This window comes from Micromonospora sp. NPDC005161 (genome assembly GCF_053599855.1).
Genome location: NZ_JBSFYQ010000001.1, coordinates 164650 through 181652 on the forward strand (window position 1 = coordinate 164650; position 17003 = coordinate 181652).

Genomic DNA, 17003 nt, shown 5'->3' on the forward strand with positions numbered 1-17003 from the left:
GGCCGCCGGGCGCCCGGCGGCCGGAGCGTTAACAAGGGGCCCCTGCTCTACACGAGGCGTTAATAAGGTGCCCTTCCTTATCGCTCAGTGGGCGCCCAGGTGGGCCAGGAGGTCCTGGCGGGTGAGGACGCCCTTGGGCTTGCCGTCGACGAGGACCAGGGCGGCGTCGGACTTCTCCAGCAGGCCGACGGCCTCGCTGACCGGCTGGCCACCACCGATCATCGGCAGCGGGTCGCCCATGTGTCGCTCGATGGTGTCGTGCAGGTGCGCCTGACCGGTGAAGAGCGCGTCGAGCAGGTCCCGCTCGGCGATGGAGCCGGCGACCTCGCCGGTCACCACCGGCGGCTCGGCCTTGAGCACCGGCAGCTGCGAGACGCCGTACTCGCGCATGTAGTCGATCGCGTCGCGGACCGTCTCGGTCGGGTGCACGTGCACCAGCTCGGGCAGCCCGCCCGGCTTGCTGGCCAGCGCGTCGGCCACCGTCGGCTCGGTGCCGGAGTTGTCGAGGAAGCCGTACCGGGCCATCCACGAGTCGTTGAAGATCTTGGACAGGTAGCCCCGGCCGCCGTCCGGCAGCAGCACGACCACCACGTCGTCCGGGCCGGCCCGACGAGCCACCTCCAGCGCGGCGACCACAGCCATCCCGCAGGAGCCGCCGACCAGCAGCCCCTCCTCGCGTGCCAGCCGCCTGGTCATCTCGAAGGACGCCTTGTCGGAGACCTCGACGATCTCGTCGGCGACACCCCGGTCGTACGTCTCCGGCCAGAAGTCCTCGCCGACGCCCTCCACGAGGTACGGCCGGCCGGTGCCGCCGGAGTAGACCGAGCCCTCCGGGTCGGCTCCGATGATCCGCACCCGGCCCTCGGAGGCCTCCTTGAGGTAGCGGCCGATGCCGGAGATGGTGCCGCCGGTGCCGACGCCCGCCACGAAGTGGGTGAGCCCGCCCTCGGTCTGCTTCCACAGCTCCGGGCCGGTCGTCTCGTAGTGCGAGCGCGGGTTGGCCGGGTTGCTGTACTGGTTCGGCTTCCAGGCGCCGGGGATCTCCCGGGTCAGCCGGTCGGAGACGTTGTAGTACGAGCGCGGGTCCTCCGGGGCGACGGCGGTCGGGCAGACGACCACCTCGGCGCCGTACGCCCGCAGCACGTCCTGCTTGTCCTGGCTGACCTTGTCGGGGCAGACGAAGACGCAGCGGTAGCCCTTGAGCTGGGCCACCAGGGCCAGCCCGACACCGGTGTTGCCGCTGGTCGGCTCGACGATGGTGCCGCCGGGCTTGAGAAGGCCGGCCGCCTCGGCGTCCTCCACCATCCGCAGCGCGATCCGGTCCTTCACCGAACCGCCCGGGTTGACGTACTCGACCTTGGCGAGCACGGTGGCCTGGATGCCCTCGGTGACGTTACGCAGACGTACCAGCGGGGTGTTGCCGATCATGTCGACGACGTTGTCGTAGTACTGCACGGTGTGCCCTCCGTTGCGGCGCCGGCGATGGCGGCCGGGCAGACGTTTCCTCGCCGCCCAGGGTACGTGCCGTCAGGGCACCAGCCCCCCGGGGATGACCGAGCTGCGCCGGGCCTCCCACTCCAGGAAACGGTCCGTCTCGGCGAGCACGCTCCCGGCCAGCCAGGTGATCATGACCGCGTCGTCGGCCAGCCCGAAGATCGCCAGTGGGATCTCGGGGAGCAGGTCGATCGGCGAGACGATGTACGCCGTCGCCGCGGTCATCAGGGCCAGCCGGAGGCCGCCGTCGTACTGCCCACGGGCGGTGGCCCGGATCATCCGGGGCAACGCCGCCAACCGGGCGCCCAGCGACGGCCCGCCGCGTGCCCCGGCCGCCAACGCCCGGGCCAGGGCCGCGAACGCCGCGCTGCGCTTCAGTGTCTTCCCCATCGTCGCGCTCCTCTCCGCCGGATCAGCGTGACGGGTCGGCGCAAGTCGGCCGGCCTCCCCCGGACAGGTACCCCGTCGCGTCGGTTTCCAGGCACCCGCGAGCCGTCACGACGACAGCGGCGTGTCGGCCCGGCGAGATAATGTCGTGGAATGGGGGTGGCTGGTTCCGTCGTACCCGTTGATCCGCGCTGGCGGCAGGCCCGGCGGGTCGCCTGGCTGGCAGCCATCGGGACGGGCGCCATCGCGGCGGCCGCGATCGCGACCGGCGGGGTGCTGCTCGGCCAGGCCCGCCAGGCCCGGCGCACCATCCCGATGGCCGAGGCGCCGCCGCCGCGCTGCGACGGGCTCTACGGCGCCAAGTTCCCTGGCGCGGCGCTCACCATGGTCGTGCTCGGTGACTCGTCGGCGGCCGGCTACGGGGTCCACCGCCGCCGGGAGACGCCGGGCGCGCTGCTCGCCACCGGTCTGTCCCGACGGCTGCACCGGCCGGTGCGGGTGCACCGCTTCGCGGTGGTCGGGGCCATCTCGGCAGTGCTCCGGCACCAGGTGGAGGCGGCGCTGGAGCGCGAGCCCGACATCGCGGTGATCCTGATCGGCGGCAACGACATCACCAACCGCACCCCGCGCGGGCTGGCCGTGCGCTACCTGGTCGAGGCGGTCCGCACGCTGCGCGACGCCGGTTGCGAGGTGGTCGTCGGCACTTGCCCCGACCTGGGCGCGATCCGTCCGATCCAGCCACCGCTGCGCTGGCTGGCGCACCGGTGGAGCCGACAGCTCGCCGCCGCCCAGACGGTGGCCGTGGTCGAGGCTGGCGGCTGGACGGTCTCCCTCGGTGACCTGCTCGGCCCCCGCTTCGCCGCCGAGCCGCACCGGATGTTCGCCTGGGACCGGTTCCATCCCTCCGCCGAGGGGTACGCGGTGGCTGCCGCCGCGCTGCTGCCGACGATGCTCTCCGCGCTCGGCACGGGGCAGGAACGACGGGTCACACCGACACCGGGCGAGGGCGTACGGTCGCTGCCGGAGGCCGCGCAGGAGGCGGCCCGGCACGCCGGCACGGAGGTCAGCGGCACCCAGGTCCGGGGCCACGACCACGGGCCGGCCGGCCGGTGGGCGCAGCTGCGCCGCCGGGCGTTCTTCGGTGTCGGTGCGGTGCCGCAACGCGGGTCCGCCCCGGACACCTCGACAGTGGAGGGACTGGCATGAACGAGCGCAGCGAGCGGGACGTGACCGCCGGTTTCCCGGTCCGACTGGGTCGGGCGGCGGCGCTCTCGCTGCTCGCCGGCACCGTGGGCGGCGCTGCCGTCCTGGCCGGCGAGGCGTTCGTCGCCCGGCACCGGCGCTACGCCCAGCCGGAGCTGGGGCTGGCGCTGCGGGCCACGATCGGTCGGGCTGACGCTCCACCGCTGCGGCTGGTGCTGCTCGGCGACTCGTCGGCGTTGGGCGTGGGCGTCGACCGGCTCGAGGACACCATCGGCGGGCAGTTGGCCAACCTGCTCGCCGAGGGCCCCGCCGGGCGGCGGGTGCACCTGTCCAGCGTCGGCGTCTCCGGGTCCCGCTCGACGGACCTGACCACCCAGGTGGCGCGGGCCCTGCTCGGCGAGCGGCCCGACGTGGCGCTGGTCCTGATCGGGGCGAACGACGCCACCGGGCTGCGTCGGCCCGCCGACGCGTCGGCGTATCTCGGTGCGGCGGTGCACCGACTGCGCGAGGCGCGGGTCGAGGTGGTGGTGGGCACCTGCCCCGACCTCGGCGCCGTACGGGCCATCGCGCCCCCGTTGCGCCAGCTGGTCGGCTGGTCCGGGCGCCGCGTGGCCCGCGCCCAGACGACGGCCGTGCTCGATGCCGGCGGCGCGGTGGTCGATCTGGCCACCGAGACCGGGCCGGTGTTCCGGGCCGACGCGGGGACGCTCTGCCACGACGGCTTCCATCCCTCCGCCGACGGCTACCGGGTGTGGGCGCACGCCCTGCTCCCCGCCGTCGCGGCCGCCGCGGCGGTCGCCTCCCGACGCTAGATCGACGCGGCTCGGGGTGACATTTCCCGCCGGGCCGGCTCCTTCCGCGCCAAGTTACCGGCGGGTTAACGTGGGTCCATGCCGATTGAGTCGTCCCGCGACGCCGTCATCGTCGCCACCGCCCGCTCCCCCATCGGCCGGGCGCACAAGGGATCCCTGCGCGACGTCCGCTCCGACGACCTCGCCGCGACCATCGTCCAGGCGGCCCTGGACAAGATCCCCCAGCTCGACCCGACCACGATCGACGATCTCTACCTCGGGTGCGGCCTGCCCGGCGGCGAGCAGGGCTTCAACATGGCCCGCGTGGTGGCCACCCTGCTCGGGCTGGACACCGTGCCCGGCGCCACGCTGACCCGATACTGCGCCTCCTCCTTGCAGACCACCCGGATGGCCATGCACGCGATCCGGGCCGGCGAGGGCGACGTGTTCGTCTCCGCCGGCGTGGAGATGGTCTCCCGGTACGCCCGGGGCAGCTCCGACGGGCTGCCCCCCGAGGCGCAGGCGCTGGTCGGCGGCGGCTGGGAAAACCCGCGCTTCGCGGCGGCCGGCGAACGCTCGAAGCGTCGCGCGCAGGGCGGCGCCGAGGTGTGGGCCGACCCGCGCGAGTCCGGCGAGCTGCCGGACATCTACCTGACCATGGGGCAGACCGCGGAGAACCTGGCCCAGGTGTACGACGTCAGCCGCGCCGACATGGACGCGTTCGGCGTCCGCAGTCAGAACCTCGCCGAGAAGGCCATCGCCGACGGTTTCTGGGCCCGGGAGATCACGCCGGTCACCACGCCGGACGGCACGGTGGTGAGCACCGACGACGGCCCCCGGGCGGGGGTCAACCTGGAGGGCGTGGCCGGCCTGAAGCCGGTGTTCCGTCCGGACGGCCGGATCACCGCCGGCAACTGCTGCCCGCTCAACGACGGCGCCGCCGCCGTGGTGGTGATGAGCGCGCAGCGGGCCGAGGAGCTCGGGCTGACCCCGCTGGCCCGGATCGTCTCCACCGGCGTGACCGCGTTGTCGCCGGAGATCATGGGCCTCGGTCCGGTCGAGGCGTCCCGGCAGGCGTTGCGCCGGGCCGGCATGACCATCGACGACGTCGACCTGGTCGAGATCAACGAGGCGTTCGCCGCGCAGGTCATCCCCTCCTACCGGGAGCTGGGCATCCCGGAGGAGAAGCTGAACGTGATGGGCGGCGCGATCGCCGTCGGCCACCCGTTCGGCATGACCGGCGCCCGGATCACCGGCACCCTGCTCAACGCACTCGAGTGCCACGACAAGACCATCGGCCTGGAGACGATGTGCGTCGGCGGCGGTCAGGGCATGGCCATGGTGCTGGAACGGCTCAGCTGAGCCGACCGTCGCTCAGAGCGCGCTGCGGGTCGCCGTCACCTCGGCGGCGGCCCGCGCCAGCACCTCCGCACCCGGCCCGGCGGCGACCAGGTCCGCCACCACCACCCGCACCTGGTCGGGCAGGGCCAGGTCGTTGTCCAGCCGGGGCACCACCCGGCGGGGTTCGCCCTCGGCGTCGGCGGCCAGGTTGGCGATCTCCTGCACGAGCCGGTGCACCAGGTCGGCGCGGGACATGTTGCCGGTGGTCGCGACCGCCGCCCAGCGGGGCTGCTCCCAGTGCCCGACCTGACGGACCAGCAGCCGTACGGCCTGGTCCAACTCCGCTGTGCTCATCGCCGCCGAGTCTACGGCCGACGCCGGGCGAGTCACGTCGGCCGGTCAGCGGCGCAGGTAGCTGAGCAGCCGCAGCAGCTGCCAGTAGAGAAAGACCAGCCCGGTGAGCAGGCCGAACGCGCTCAACCACGCGTACCGGCGGGGTCGGCCGTCGCGCACCGAACGCTCGACGAGGTCGAAGTCGAGGATGAAGCTGAGCGCGCCGGCGATGATCGCCACGACCGAGAAGGCGTACGGCAGCCAGCCCACCTCTCCGCTGACGCTGTAAACCGCCAGCCCCGGCCGCCCGGAGATCAGGTACGACACCAGGTTGACCACGCTGAGCACGGCGATGCCGAGCAGCGTGCCGATCACCACGCGGGCCAGCCGGGGCGTCGCCCGGATGATCCGGGCCCGGTAGAGCGCCGCCATGCCGAGGAAGACGCCGAAGGTGCCGGCCACCGCCTGCACCACGATGCCCGGATAGACCAGCTCGAAGGCACGGCTGGCCACCCCCAGCAGCAGCCCCTGGAGCAGGGCGTAGCCGACGATCGGCACCGGGTTGGTGATCCCGCGCAGCGAGATGACCAGGACCAGCGCGATCGACGCGAGAGCGCTGCCGGCCAGCGCGGCGGGCACCCAGACCGCCTCCGGCACCACCGCCCAGGAGACCGCCGCCGCCACGCCGGTGAGCAGCAGCAACCCGACGGTGCGGACCACCACGTCGTCGACGGTCATCGGCTCGACGTCACGGGCACCGAGCACCCGGGCTTCCAACCGGCCGGTCTCGTCCAGCCGGTTGAGCACCGGGTTGTTGCTGCGCACCGCCGCCTCCTTCGCCCGCGTACCCCTCGCAGTCACTCTGCCCCGGGCGGACCGGCGGCGGCGGGCAAACGGCACGGCCGGCGCAGACGACGGCGCCCGCCCCCAGGAGCGGGGGCGGGCGCCGGTCGGCAGCGCGGACGACGTCAGTCGTCGCCCTGGAAGTAGCTCAGCAGTCGCAGGATCTCGATGTAGAGCCAGACCAGGCTGACCAGGATGCCGAAGGCGGCCGTCCAGGAGTAGCGCTGCGGCAGGCCCATCCGGACGCCGTCCTCGATCTCCTTGAAGCTGAGCACGAAGCTCAGCGAGGCGACCACGATGCACACCAGGCTGAAGCCGATCGCCAGCGGGCTGCCGTCGCGCAGGCCGGTGTTGACGCCGAACAGCGCCAGCACCAGGTTGATCAGCATGACCGCGAAGAGGCCGGTCATCACCGCGATCATGCCCTTGACGAAGGCCGGGGTGGCCCGGATGACCTTCGCCCGGTAGAGCATCGCCATCAGGAAGAAGATGCCGAAGCTGGCCGCGGCGGCCTGGAGCACGATGCCGTCGTACGCCGTCTCGAACGCCTTGCTGACCATGCCGACGAAGACGCCCTCGACGACCGCGTACGTGATGACCAGCGCCGGGTTGGCCATCCGGGAGAACGAGATGATCAGGCCGAGCACCAGGCCGACGACCGCCGCGCCGATCCAGGCGGCACCGACCAGCGCGTCGGGCACGAGCACCCAGGCGGCCGCGGCGGTGATGCCGAGGATGCCGAGCAGGGCGACGGTCTTGACCACCACGTCGTCGACGGTCATGGGCGCCACGGTTGGCGGCGCGACCGGGTAACCGGCCTGGGACGGGTACTGCTGCGGAATGCCGGGCTGTCCGTACGGCCCGGTCGGGGCGTACCCGGCGGAGCGCTCCCGCTCGGCCGCCTGGCCGAGCCGGGCGAGCACCGGGTTCGAGGTCTTCACTGTCTGGCCTCCCTCAGGGGGTCGTTTGCACGTGAACGTGCCCTCCAAGAGTAAACGGCCCGACCAACTCATGGTGATCACGAATGAGAATGCGTTCAGCCCGCTGGTGCCCGGGGCGGGGGTCGAACCCGCACGCCTTGCGGCAGCCGCTTTTAAGGCGGCCGTGTCTGCCGTTCCACCACCCGGGCGGGTGGCACCGGCGCGCCGACACGCACGGTGCAGTGTCACCGTAGCCGGTTCGCGGCGACCCGGCGTACCCCACCAGCCTGGCCGCATTAGGGTCGATGCCGTGAGCAGCGCAGCCCCCACGGCCCCCGACGCCGCCCCTGAGCAGGCCTTCCGCCTCGCCGATCAGGTCAACCGCCAAGCCTGGGCCGTCCGGCTGCTGGCCGCCGTCCGCCGGCACCGGGGGGACCTGCTCGTCGCGCTGATCTGCACGGTGGTGGCCGGCTGGCTCACCCACGGACTGTGGCCCGACCCGGCCGGCCGGACGCTGGCGCTGAACCCCGAGGACCAGACCCTCTACGAGTGGTTCCTCGCGGTCGACGCGCGCGCGCTGCTCGGTGACTTCAGTCTGCTCACCGACCGGCTCAACGCCCCCGACGGGGTCAACCTGATGACCAACACCACGGTCATCGCGCTCGGCATCGTCTGCGCGCCGATCACCCTGCTGCTCGGCGCGCCGGTCACCTTCGCGCTGCTCGCCGCGGCCAACCTGGCCGGCACCGCCGTCGCCTGGTACCTGCTGTTCCACCGGGCGATGCGCGCCCGGCGGCTCGCCGCCGCCCTCGGCGGAGGGCTGTGCGGGTTCGGCCCCGGCATGATCTCGCAGACCAACAGCCACCTGCACATGACCGCCCAGTGGCTGGTGCCGGTGATCATCTGGCTGGTGGTCCGGCTGCTGCGGGCGTCCGACCCGGGGCCCACGCCGCCCACCGGGTCCCGCCGCCTGGTCGCCGGGCCGGACCGGCGGCGCATGCTCAGCTCCGCGGCCGGGCTGGCCGCGGCGGTCACCGCGCAGGTCTTCATCGGCGAGGAGGTGCTCTTCCTCGCCGCCGTCACACTGCTGGTGATGGCGGTCAGCTACGCCGTGGCGGACCGGGACCTGGCCCGTCGGGCGCTGCCCAACTTCGCCGGCGGGCTGGCCGTCGCCGCCGGGCTGGCCCTGCTGGTGCTCGGATATCCGCTGTGGTTCCAGTTCGCCGGGCCGCAGGGGGTCGCCGACGGAATGTTCAGTCCGGCCTACTTCTCCGCCGACCTGAGCAGTTGGTGGACCGTCTCCCCACTGTCGGTGGCCGGCAGCGCCGAGTCCGCCCGACTGACCACCGGCCCGGCCGAGTACAACACCTTCCTCGGCTGGCCGCTGCTGCTGGTCACCGCGGCCAGCGCGATCTGGATCTGGGCGGGGCGGCGGCGACTGGTGCTCGCCTGCGTGGTCGCGGCGCTGGTGATGGGTGCGCTCTCGCTCGGCCCGGAAGTGGTGCTCGGCGGCACCAGGACGGCACTGCCCGGCCCGTACGCCCTGCTGGCCGGGCTGCCGGTGGTGGACGGCGCGCTGCCGATGCGGTTCGGCCTGGCGCTGCTCCCGATCATCGCGACGCTGCTGGTGCTGGCGCTCGACAAGGCCCTCCGGAGCACCGGTCGGGCGCGGCGGCTGGTGCCGCTGGCCGTCGTCGCGGCGCTGCTGCCGATCTTCCCGGCCCCGCTGCCGACGGCCGAGCGGCCCGCCGTGCCGGAGTTCGTCACCGGCGGGCACTGGCGGCAGTGCGTCCAGCCCGGCGGGGTGCTGGTCCCGGTGCCGCTGCCCACGCCCAAGGAACCGTGGCCGATGCGTTGGGCAGCCGCCGCCGACGCGGGCTTCGGCCTGCCCGAGGGATTCTTCATCGGCCCGTACGGTCGGGGCGGCACCGCGGCGATGGGCACCTTCAAGCAGCCCACCTCGGCCCTGCTGGCGGACGTCGCGCGGCGCGGCGACCAGCCGGCCATCGGCGACGAGCAGCGCCGGCAGGCCGCCCGGGACGCCGACTTCTGGGGTGCGTCCTGTGTGGCGCTGGCGGACGACGCCCCACACGCGGACAGCCTGCGCGCGACCCTGGAGCAGCTCTACGGCCCAGCCACCCGGATCGCCGACGCCTGGACCTGGCGGGTCTGACCGCGTACGACAAGGGGCCCCGCCAACACGGCAGGGCCCCTTGTCGTCGATCGGGTCAGACGCGGGGGACGCCGACCGGCTGGGACGCCTCGACGAACTCCTCGCGCGGGTCGTGCAGCTGGCCCAGGGCGACCACCTCACGCTTGAGGAAGAACGCCAGCGACCAGTCCACCACCACCCGGACCTTGCGGTTGAACGACGGGATCCGGCTCATGTGGTACGTCCGGTGCATGAACCAGGCCGGCCAGCCGGTCATCTTCACGCCGTACACCTGGGCGACGCCCTTGTGCAGCCCGAGGCTGGCCACGCTGCCGACGTGCTTGTGCTTGTAGTTGACCGGCTCGCGGCCCCGGATCACCGCCACGATGTTGTCGGCCATCCGGGCGGCCTCACGCACCGCATGCTGGGCGCTCGGCGAGCAGAAGTTGCCCGGCTCCTTGGTCAGGTCGGGCACCGCGGCGCAGTCGCCGGCGCTCCACGCGCCCTCGACAACCCGGTCACCGTCGACCACCTGAAGGGTGGGCAGGCAGGTGACCCGCCGCCGGTCGTCGCGCGGGAAGTCGGTGGCGTCCAGCATCGGCGACGGCTTCACGCCGGCCGTCCAGACAATCGTGTCGGAGCGGAAGCTGTCGCCGTCGGAGAGCTTGACCACCCCGTCGACGCAGGACTCCAGCCGGGTGTCCAGCCGGATGTCCATGTTCCGCTTGAGCAGCTGCTGCACCGTGTAGGCGCCCATGTCCCGGTCCACCTCGGGCAGCACCCGCTGGGTGGCCTCGACGAGCACCCAGCGCATCTCCTCGGGCTTCAGCTCCGGGTAGTAGCGCAGGGCGTCGCGGGCCATGTCCTCCATCTCGGCGAGCGCCTCGATGCCGGCGTAGCCACCACCGACGAAGGTGAAGGTCAGCGCCGACCGGCGGACGTCCGGATCCGGGGTGACGGCCGCCACGTCCAGCCGGTCCAGCACGTGGTTGCGAAGGTAGATCGCCTCGCCGATGGTCTTGAACCCGATGCCATGCTCGTGCAGGCCGGGGATCGGCAGCGTCCGGGACACCGAGCCCGGGGCCACGACCACGTGGTCGTACGGGATCTCCCGGGCCGGGCCGACGATCGGCTGCACGGTCGCCACCTTGCGATCGTGTTCGACACGGGTGACCGTGCCCGCCACCACCGTGCACCGCTGCAACTCCCGCCGCAGCGGCACCACGGAGTGCCGGGGGGAGATGTTGCCGGCCGCGGCCTCGGGCAGGAACGGCTGGTACGTCATGTGCGGCTGGGGGTCCACCACGATGACCTCAGCCTCACGGGAGCTGAGCTTCTTCGACAGGCGCAGGGCGGCATAGAGACCGACGTGCCCGGCACCCACCACAAGGATCCGCTTCGGATTCACGTCATCTATCTTTCCCCGGTCGGCTCAGGTAATCCCGCTCGCGCCCCCCATCTGTGACGGAGCACAACCCCTGTGACCTGGATAACCCTGGTCGACACACAATCTACCCGCGTCGCAGGAGCCAGCCCAGCAATGCTGCTATCCCCACCGCCACGAGTAACCCGAGCACGGTGACCCACTGGTGGCCGCTCTCCCCACCCAGGCCCGCGACCTGCAACAGCAGCACCCCCAGCACGGCGGTACCCAGCAGCACCGCGGCCGCCCGCAGCAGCCAGCGCGTGATCAGCTCCGGGTCCACCACCGCGTCGTAGGGCAGCAGCGCGGCCAACGCGCAGAGGGTGTGCCCCAGGTAGAGCAGCGCGGCGAGAGCGAGCAGCCGCCAGAGCGCCACCGGCCGGCCGTAACCGTCGGTGGCGAGTAGCCAGCCGCCGACCATCACCAGCGCCGCGAAGGTCGGCCAGACCCGACGCGGACCCACCGCGGGCAGCAGCGCGGCCACCGCCAGGAAGCCGAGCGGCCGGCCGGACAGCACCTCGGCGGGGAACGCCAGCGCAAACCCGGCCAGCACGGTGACGAAGATCCCGGCCCGAACCATGAGCGGGGCGGCGCTGATCCGGGCGAAGGCGTCCTGGGCCGCCCTGACCCGCCCGGTGACGGCGTCGATCATCTGTGCCCACCCCCGCTCACCGGGCACCGACCCTCGGGGCCATCGCCAGCCGCGCCACGTCCCGCAGCACCTGGTCGAGGCTGCCGGCGCCCGCCCAGCGCACCACGGGCACGCCGTGCTCCCGGAGCTGCCCGATCATGATTTCCCGGTCCAGCCGCCACAGCCGGTACGCCACCTCGGCCCAGCCCCGGTCCTTCGGCGGCGTCAGGTCGGTCGGCAGCGTGTCGACCGCCACCACGAACCGCCCGGCGCGGGCCAGCCGGGCCAGCATCTGCGCCGACCGCTCGTCCAGCAGCGGAGTGAGCACCACCACCAGCGCGTCCGAGGAGAGCAGCTGCGGGCCGAACACCTGGTCGTACGGCTCGTGCTGGGAGGCCTGGGCGCGTACGTCGAGCAGCCACTCCAGCACGGTCAGGTACTGCCGGCGACCGGCGGCCGGGCGCAGCCGCCGCGCGGCGGGCCCGTACTCCAGCAGCGAGACCCGGTCGCCCCGGTGCAGGTAGTGCTCGGCGATCGCGGCGGTGGCCCGCACCGTGGTGTCCAGCACCGAGGCGGCGCCGCCCACCCCGCCCGAGCGGCCTGCCTCGGCGAGCACGTCGAGCAGCACCACCACCTCGGCGTCCCGGTCGGAGAGGGTGGACGCCACGTGCAGTTGCCGGGCGCGCAGCGAAACCCGCCAGTCGATGCGGCGCAGCCGGTCGCCGGGCGCGAAGATCCGTACGCCGGCCAGCTCGCCGCCCTCGCCGGGCCGGCGGGAGTGGTGCGCCCCGACCAGGCCGGCGGCTCGGGGCATCGCCTTCACCGCCTCGAACGGTTCGGTTCGCGGATAGACCCGGACCCGGACCAGCTCGGTGATCACCGCCCGGGAGACCAGCAGGCCACCCGCCGTGGCGACCCGCGCGCCGGCCGGACCGACCGGGTGCCGACCCCAGCGCAGGGCCCTGCCGGCCAGGCCGAGGTCCACCGCCGTCGCCCTGGGCACCGACGTCACGAACGGCCGATCGGCCACCGAGCGCCCCGCGCCACCGGCCGGTGCGGCAGCACCGTTGTGCGTCGCATCGTCGTGCGACCCGTCGAGGGCGAAGCCGGCCCGCTCGATCCGCAGCCACGGCGAGACCCGGGACCGCACCACCACGAGGTCGTAGTCAACCGTGTCCGGGTTGCCGACGCTCACCGCCGCCGTCACCGCGCCGCCCTCGACCATCGGCCCGTCGTCACCCGGGGTGATCCACACCTGCGGTAGCGCGGAGGGTCGGCGGCGCAGCGCGTACGCGGTGCCGAGCGCGAACGGGGCGGCCAGCACGATCAGGTCGACCCGCCCCAGCAGCACCCCCGCCACCAGCAACAGGCCGGCGAGCAGCGCCGCCCGGCCGAGTGCCCAGGTGGGCGCCCAGCCGGTGGCCGGTTCCGGCTCGGCGGATCTCGGCGCGGGCACGGTCGGTCCGGTCATCAGCGCCGGGGCCCGCCGGCGGCGTAGCTGGGCAGCGCGCCGCTGGCCGGCGCCGGAGTGCCCTCCAGCACCTCGCCGACCACGAACGCCGGGTCGACCCGCCGCAGCCACATCTCCGGGCGCAGGGTGATCCGGTGGGCCAGCGCGGGCGCCGCCACCTCCTTGACGTCCTCCGGCACGACGTAGTCCCGGCCGCCGAACACCGCACGGACCCGGGCCAGCAGCAGCAGCGCCAGCGAGCCCCGCGGCGACGCGCCGACCAGCACCGACGGGTGCTCCCGGGTGGCCGCGGTGAGCGCCACGATGTAGCGGCCCACGGAGTCCTCCACCACCACGTCCTCCAGGGCGGCCTGCATCGACCGCAGGGTGGCCGCGTCGACCACCGGCTTGATCTCCGCCTCCTCGCGGCGGCGGCCCATCCGGCGGCGCAGCACCTCCCACTCCTCGTCGTGCTCCGGGTAGCCGAAGGAGACCCGGAGCAGGAACCGGTCCAGCTGCGCCTCGGGCAGCGGATAGGTGCCCTCGTACTCGATCGGGTTGGCGGTGGCCAGCACGTGGAACGGCTCGTCCAGCTTGTAGGTCACGCCCTCCACCGAGACCTGCTTCTCCTGCATCGCCTCCAGCAGCGCGGACTGGGTCTTCGGGGGCGTCCGGTTGATCTCGTCGGCGAGGAGGAGGTTGGTGAAGACCGGGCCGGCCCGGAAGGTGAAGTCGCCGTTGCGCTGGTCGTAGAGGAACGAGCCGGTGACGTCGGCGGGGAGCAGGTCCGGGGTGAACTGGAGCCGGCGGAAGTCCAGCCCGAGCGCCTGGGCGAACGAGCGCGCGGTGAGCGTCTTGCCCAGACCCGGCAGATCCTCCAGCAGGACGTGCCCACCGGCCAGGATGCCGGCGAGGACCAGCTCCAACGCGTCCCGCTTGCCGACCACGACGGTGCCGACCGCGTCCAGCACCGCCCGGGCCAGACGGCCGACCTCGGCGGCGGGCATGCTCGGGTCCACGTCGTTCATCAGATCTGCTCCAGTTCGGCGACGATCACCGCGAGGTCGCGCGGCGACGGGGGGCGGCGGGGCGGGTTTTCCAGGAACGTCCACAGCCGGTCGCCCAGCAGGACACGGGCGCGGCCCGGGTCCGACTCACGGGTCACGCCGTGCTTCAGGCGCATCCGCTCGTCGGCGAGTTCACCGATCCGGGGCAGGACCACGCTGGTGAAGCGTTCGGGTCGCGTCGTGGACCAGTCGAGTGGCCATTCCCAGCGGTTGATCGCGGTGCGCAGCGCGTCCCGGGAGCCCCAGTTGTAGCTGCCGTCCTCCTCGCCCGTCGTCATCCGACCGCTCGGCGGCGGCGGGGGTGGCGGCGCGAGCAGGCCGGTCACCCGGCGGACCGCCAGCACGGCGAGCACCCCGGCGATCAGCACGGGCAGGGAGACCTGGAGGCCGATGGCGCGCAGCCCGGCGACGAGCACCGCGACCAGGGCGGCCGCGATCGCGAGCGAGCGCAGCACCAGGCGGGCCGGCCCGCCCCGCGACTGCGGGTCGGCCGGTGCCGGTTCCTCCTCGAAGGCGAGCAGGTCGTCGATGCTGGTGGTGCTCAAGCAGGCACCTCCTGGCTGGGGGCCACCGCGGCCAGTTCGTGGCGCAACCGGCGCAGCGCGGCTCGGGCCTGGTCGCGGGTGCGTTCGTCGACCGGGCGGGTGGCGTACCGGGCCTCCCGGTAGACGTGCGCGAACTCGGCCAGCACATCGGCGCTGACGATCGCCGGCACCCCGGCCGACGGGTCGCCGCGCAGCAGCCGGGTGACCAGGTCGGTGGGAGTGTCACCGGGCCGCCGGGGAACACCGGCGGTGGCGGCGGCCTCCTCCAGTCGTACCCAGCAGGCGATCACCGCGACCCGGGGATCGGTGTCCCGGTCGTCCAGCTCCACAAGGCCGGCGTCGAGCGCGGCGACCACCTCGCGGGCGGTGCCCTCGGCGGTACGCCGGCCCCGCTGCGCCGGCAGTGCCCGGGTGGTACGGCGCACCGCGCCGCGAACGAGGATCCAGGTGAGGTAACCCAACACGGCGGCGATGGCCAGCCCGAGCAGCACCATCGCCACGGTGGCGATCCACTGCGGGATGTGCGCCTGGGTGGCCTCGCCGGCGTCGCGCGGCTCCACCGGAATCGACGGCGATGGCTCCGCCGTCGGATACTCGGGGACCCAGGGGACGTTCTCCGCGGCCGGGGGGATCCGGCTGGCCCCGATCGACGAGTGCGCGGAGGCCAGCGCGGCCCCGGCGAGCAGAACGGCGACCGCACCCACCGGCCACCACCGGCGGAGCAGGCCGAACACCTGGCGCAGCACCCCGGGCTCCTCGGCGGGGTACGGCGTGGGCGGGCGCGTTCCGTCCGTCATGGCCACCGCCCCACGCACTCTCAGTCCACTCCGGCCAGCTGCCTGGCCCGGCCGAAGACGTCGTCCAGCATCCCTGGTGTCAGCCGCCCGGTGAAGGTGTTCTGCTGGCTGACGTGGTAACAGCCAAGCAATTCCGGTGCGGCCGTGCCGGACCAGTGTGCCCCATGGCCGAACCTCGGTCGCGGGCTGGGCGGGCGCTGCCCGTACACCTGGTGCAGCACCGGCCACCACGCCGCCCAGGCGAACGCGCCCAGCGCGACCACGACGCGCAGGGTGGGCCGGATGAGCGCGACCTCGCGGTGCAGCCAGGGCGCGCAGGTGTCCCGCTCATCCGGGGTGGGCTTGTTGTCCGGCGGCGCGCACCGGACGGCCGAGAAGATGCGGGTGTCGCGCAGAGCCAGCCCGTCGTCGGCGGCGACGCTGGTCGGCTGGTTGGCCAGCCCGGCCCGGTGCAGGGCGGCGAACAGCACGTCACCCGACCGGTCGCCGGTGAAGATCCGGCCGGTGCGGTTGCCACCGTGCGCGGCGGGCGCCAGGCCGAGGATGGCGATCCGCGCGTCGGCGGCGCCGAAGCCCGGGACCGGCCGTCCCCAGTACTCCTGGTCACGGAAGGCGGCCCGGCGTGTGCGGGCCACCTCCTCCCGCCAGCGGACGAGCCGCGGGCAGGCGAAACAGTCGCTGACCGCCGCGTCCAGATCGGCCAGGTCGGTCGCCCGCACGGCGCGGGCGACCACCTGATCGGGGGTACGCGACTCAGCCAAGCTTGGCCCGGAAGAGTTCCAGGGTGCGGGCCCAGGCGCTGGCGGCGGCGCGCTGGTCGAACGCCTCCGGCCGGTCGTCGTTGAAGAAGGCGTGCGAGGTGCCCGGGTAGTCGTAGAGGTGGCAGGTGCCGCCGGCCTCCTCGATGGCCCGGCGGGCGGTCTGCACGCCCTCGGCGGCCGACGTGCCGTCCTCTTCAGAGCAGTGGATGACGGCGGACTTGCCGGCGTAGTCGACCCAGTCGGGGCGCATCGACTCCCAGGGCAGCACGGGGTAGAAACCCACGCTGGCGACGATGCGCTCGGAGAGCGTCGCCGACCAGAGAGCCAGGCTGCCGCCGGCGCAGAAGCCCACCGCCCCTACCTTGCCGGTGACCTCCGGTCGGCCGGCGAGGTAGTCGGCCGCGCCGGCGATGTCCTTCGCCGCCTCGTCCATCCGCATGGCCATCAGCAGCCGCTGCGCCTCGTCCGGCTCACTGGTGGTCTCACCGTGGTAGAAGTCCGGGGCGAGGGCCACGAAGCCGGCCTCGGCGAACCGGTCCGCCACCGACCGGATGTGCGGGACCAGGCCCCACCACTCCTGGATGACGATGACGGCGGGGCTGGCGACGCCGCTGGCAGGTATCGCGAGATACCCCTCGCTCATGCCCCCGTTGCTGCGGTAGCTCACCATCTCGCCCATCGGCCCGTCCTCCTAGCGGTCAGTCATCGTTGGCTGGTCGCCCAGTGGTCCTACGTGCCGGTAGCCTGCCATGCCGCGCCGTCGCCGGGGAAGACACGGGAACAGTGGCATTCACCTCCCGTTCGCCGGGTCGTGACTCCGCGTACGCCGACGGCGGCGGGGACCGTTCCCCCACCGCCGTCGGTG

The 17003-nt window shown here is 73.5% G+C and carries 17 protein-coding genes and 1 tRNA gene; 4 read left to right on the plus strand and 14 right to left on the minus strand.

Annotated elements, in window-relative coordinates:
• Nucleotides 1-84: 84 nt before the first annotated feature.
• Together ACWD5O_RS00755 and ACWD5O_RS00760 are read right to left on the minus strand one after the other, a co-directional pair.
• Nucleotides 85-1455, minus strand: coding sequence for a cystathionine beta-synthase (locus ACWD5O_RS00755; protein ID WP_210911327.1), 1371 nt, complete (start codon nt 1453-1455; stop codon nt 85-87).
• A gap of 72 nt (nt 1456-1527) precedes the next feature.
• Complete coding sequence (locus tag ACWD5O_RS00760) at nt 1528-1884, minus strand: YkvA family protein (protein ID WP_354962722.1); 357 nt, start codon at nt 1882-1884, stop codon at nt 1528-1530.
• Between the two features lie 150 nt (nt 1885-2034).
• Here ACWD5O_RS00760 and ACWD5O_RS00765 point away from each other — a divergent pair, with 150 nt between their 5' ends.
• The 3 genes from ACWD5O_RS00765 to ACWD5O_RS00775 all read left to right on the plus strand — a co-directional run bounded on the left by ACWD5O_RS00765 (nt 2035) and on the right by ACWD5O_RS00775 (nt 5237).
• The gene (locus ACWD5O_RS00765) at nt 2035-3087 is read left to right on the plus strand and encodes an SGNH/GDSL hydrolase family protein (protein WP_450004306.1); all 1053 of its coding nucleotides are present in this window, start codon (nt 2035-2037) and stop codon (nt 3085-3087) included.
• The gene (locus ACWD5O_RS00770) at nt 3084-3896 is read left to right on the plus strand and encodes an SGNH/GDSL hydrolase family protein (RefSeq protein ID WP_449936613.1); all 813 of its coding nucleotides are present in this window, start codon (nt 3084-3086) and stop codon (nt 3894-3896) included. The genes ACWD5O_RS00765 and ACWD5O_RS00770 overlap by 4 nt, the downstream gene beginning before the upstream one ends.
• Before the next feature lie 78 nt (nt 3897-3974).
• Nucleotides 3975-5237, plus strand: a complete 1263-nt coding sequence (locus ACWD5O_RS00775) for an acetyl-CoA C-acetyltransferase (RefSeq protein WP_450004305.1) — start codon at nt 3975-3977, stop codon at nt 5235-5237.
• Between the two features lie 12 nt (nt 5238-5249).
• Here ACWD5O_RS00775 and ACWD5O_RS00780 read toward each other — a convergent pair whose 3' ends face one another.
• The 4 genes from ACWD5O_RS00780 to ACWD5O_RS00795 all read right to left on the minus strand — a co-directional run bounded on the left by ACWD5O_RS00780 (nt 5250) and on the right by ACWD5O_RS00795 (nt 7521).
• Nucleotides 5250-5570, minus strand: coding sequence for a hypothetical protein (locus ACWD5O_RS00780; RefSeq protein WP_450004304.1), 321 nt, complete (start codon nt 5568-5570; stop codon nt 5250-5252).
• 45 nt (nt 5571-5615) lie between these two features.
• On the minus strand, nt 5616-6374 hold the full coding sequence (locus ACWD5O_RS00785; RefSeq protein WP_354962717.1) for a Bax inhibitor-1/YccA family protein: 759 nt from the start codon (nt 6372-6374) through the stop codon (nt 5616-5618).
• A gap of 143 nt (nt 6375-6517) precedes the next feature.
• Nucleotides 6518-7333, minus strand: coding sequence for a Bax inhibitor-1/YccA family protein (locus ACWD5O_RS00790; RefSeq protein WP_354962716.1), 816 nt, complete (start codon nt 7331-7333; stop codon nt 6518-6520).
• A gap of 104 nt (nt 7334-7437) precedes the next feature.
• Nucleotides 7438-7521, minus strand: a tRNA-Leu gene (locus ACWD5O_RS00795).
• A 101-nt stretch (nt 7522-7622) separates the two neighbouring features.
• Between ACWD5O_RS00795 and ACWD5O_RS00800 the strand changes: the two genes are divergently transcribed.
• Nucleotides 7623-9485 (plus strand): hypothetical protein, encoded by a 1863-nt coding sequence (locus ACWD5O_RS00800; RefSeq protein WP_450004303.1) that lies wholly within the window; start codon nt 7623-7625, stop codon nt 9483-9485.
• A 55-nt stretch (nt 9486-9540) separates the two neighbouring features.
• On the opposite strand, the gene ACWD5O_RS00805 is transcribed toward ACWD5O_RS00800, so the two are convergent.
• From ACWD5O_RS00805 to ACWD5O_RS00840, 8 genes are all read right to left on the minus strand, one after another.
• Nucleotides 9541-10872, minus strand: a complete 1332-nt coding sequence (locus tag ACWD5O_RS00805; RefSeq protein ID WP_449936603.1) for an NAD(P)/FAD-dependent oxidoreductase — start codon at nt 10870-10872, stop codon at nt 9541-9543.
• Nucleotides 10873-10975: 103 nt separating this feature from the next.
• Complete coding sequence (locus ACWD5O_RS00810; RefSeq protein WP_450004374.1) at nt 10976-11536, minus strand: hypothetical protein; 561 nt, start codon at nt 11534-11536, stop codon at nt 10976-10978.
• 19 nt (nt 11537-11555) lie between these two features.
• Nucleotides 11556-12989: a DUF58 domain-containing protein gene (locus ACWD5O_RS00815; protein WP_450084242.1), complete on the minus strand. Its 1434-nt coding sequence runs from the start codon at nt 12987-12989 to the stop codon at nt 11556-11558.
• Complete coding sequence (locus tag ACWD5O_RS00820; RefSeq protein WP_450004301.1) at nt 12989-13996, minus strand: AAA family ATPase; 1008 nt, start codon at nt 13994-13996, stop codon at nt 12989-12991. Before ACWD5O_RS00820 ends, ACWD5O_RS00815 begins: the two co-directional genes overlap by 1 nt.
• Nucleotides 13996-14580 (minus strand): hypothetical protein, encoded by a 585-nt coding sequence (locus ACWD5O_RS00825; protein ID WP_354962710.1) that lies wholly within the window; start codon nt 14578-14580, stop codon nt 13996-13998. Before ACWD5O_RS00825 ends, ACWD5O_RS00820 begins: the two co-directional genes overlap by 1 nt.
• Nucleotides 14577-15377, minus strand: coding sequence for a DUF4129 domain-containing protein (locus ACWD5O_RS00830; protein ID WP_450004300.1), 801 nt, complete (start codon nt 15375-15377; stop codon nt 14577-14579). Before ACWD5O_RS00830 ends, ACWD5O_RS00825 begins: the two co-directional genes overlap by 4 nt.
• A gap of 20 nt (nt 15378-15397) precedes the next feature.
• Nucleotides 15398-16138, minus strand: a complete 741-nt coding sequence (locus ACWD5O_RS00835) for a uracil-DNA glycosylase (RefSeq protein ID WP_450084243.1) — start codon at nt 16136-16138, stop codon at nt 15398-15400.
• A complete protein-coding gene (locus tag ACWD5O_RS00840) occupies nt 16131-16817 on the minus strand; it encodes a dienelactone hydrolase family protein (protein ID WP_354962708.1) in 687 nt (228 codons plus the stop codon). Before ACWD5O_RS00840 ends, ACWD5O_RS00835 begins: the two co-directional genes overlap by 8 nt.
• Nucleotides 16818-17003: the final 186 nt, after the last annotated feature.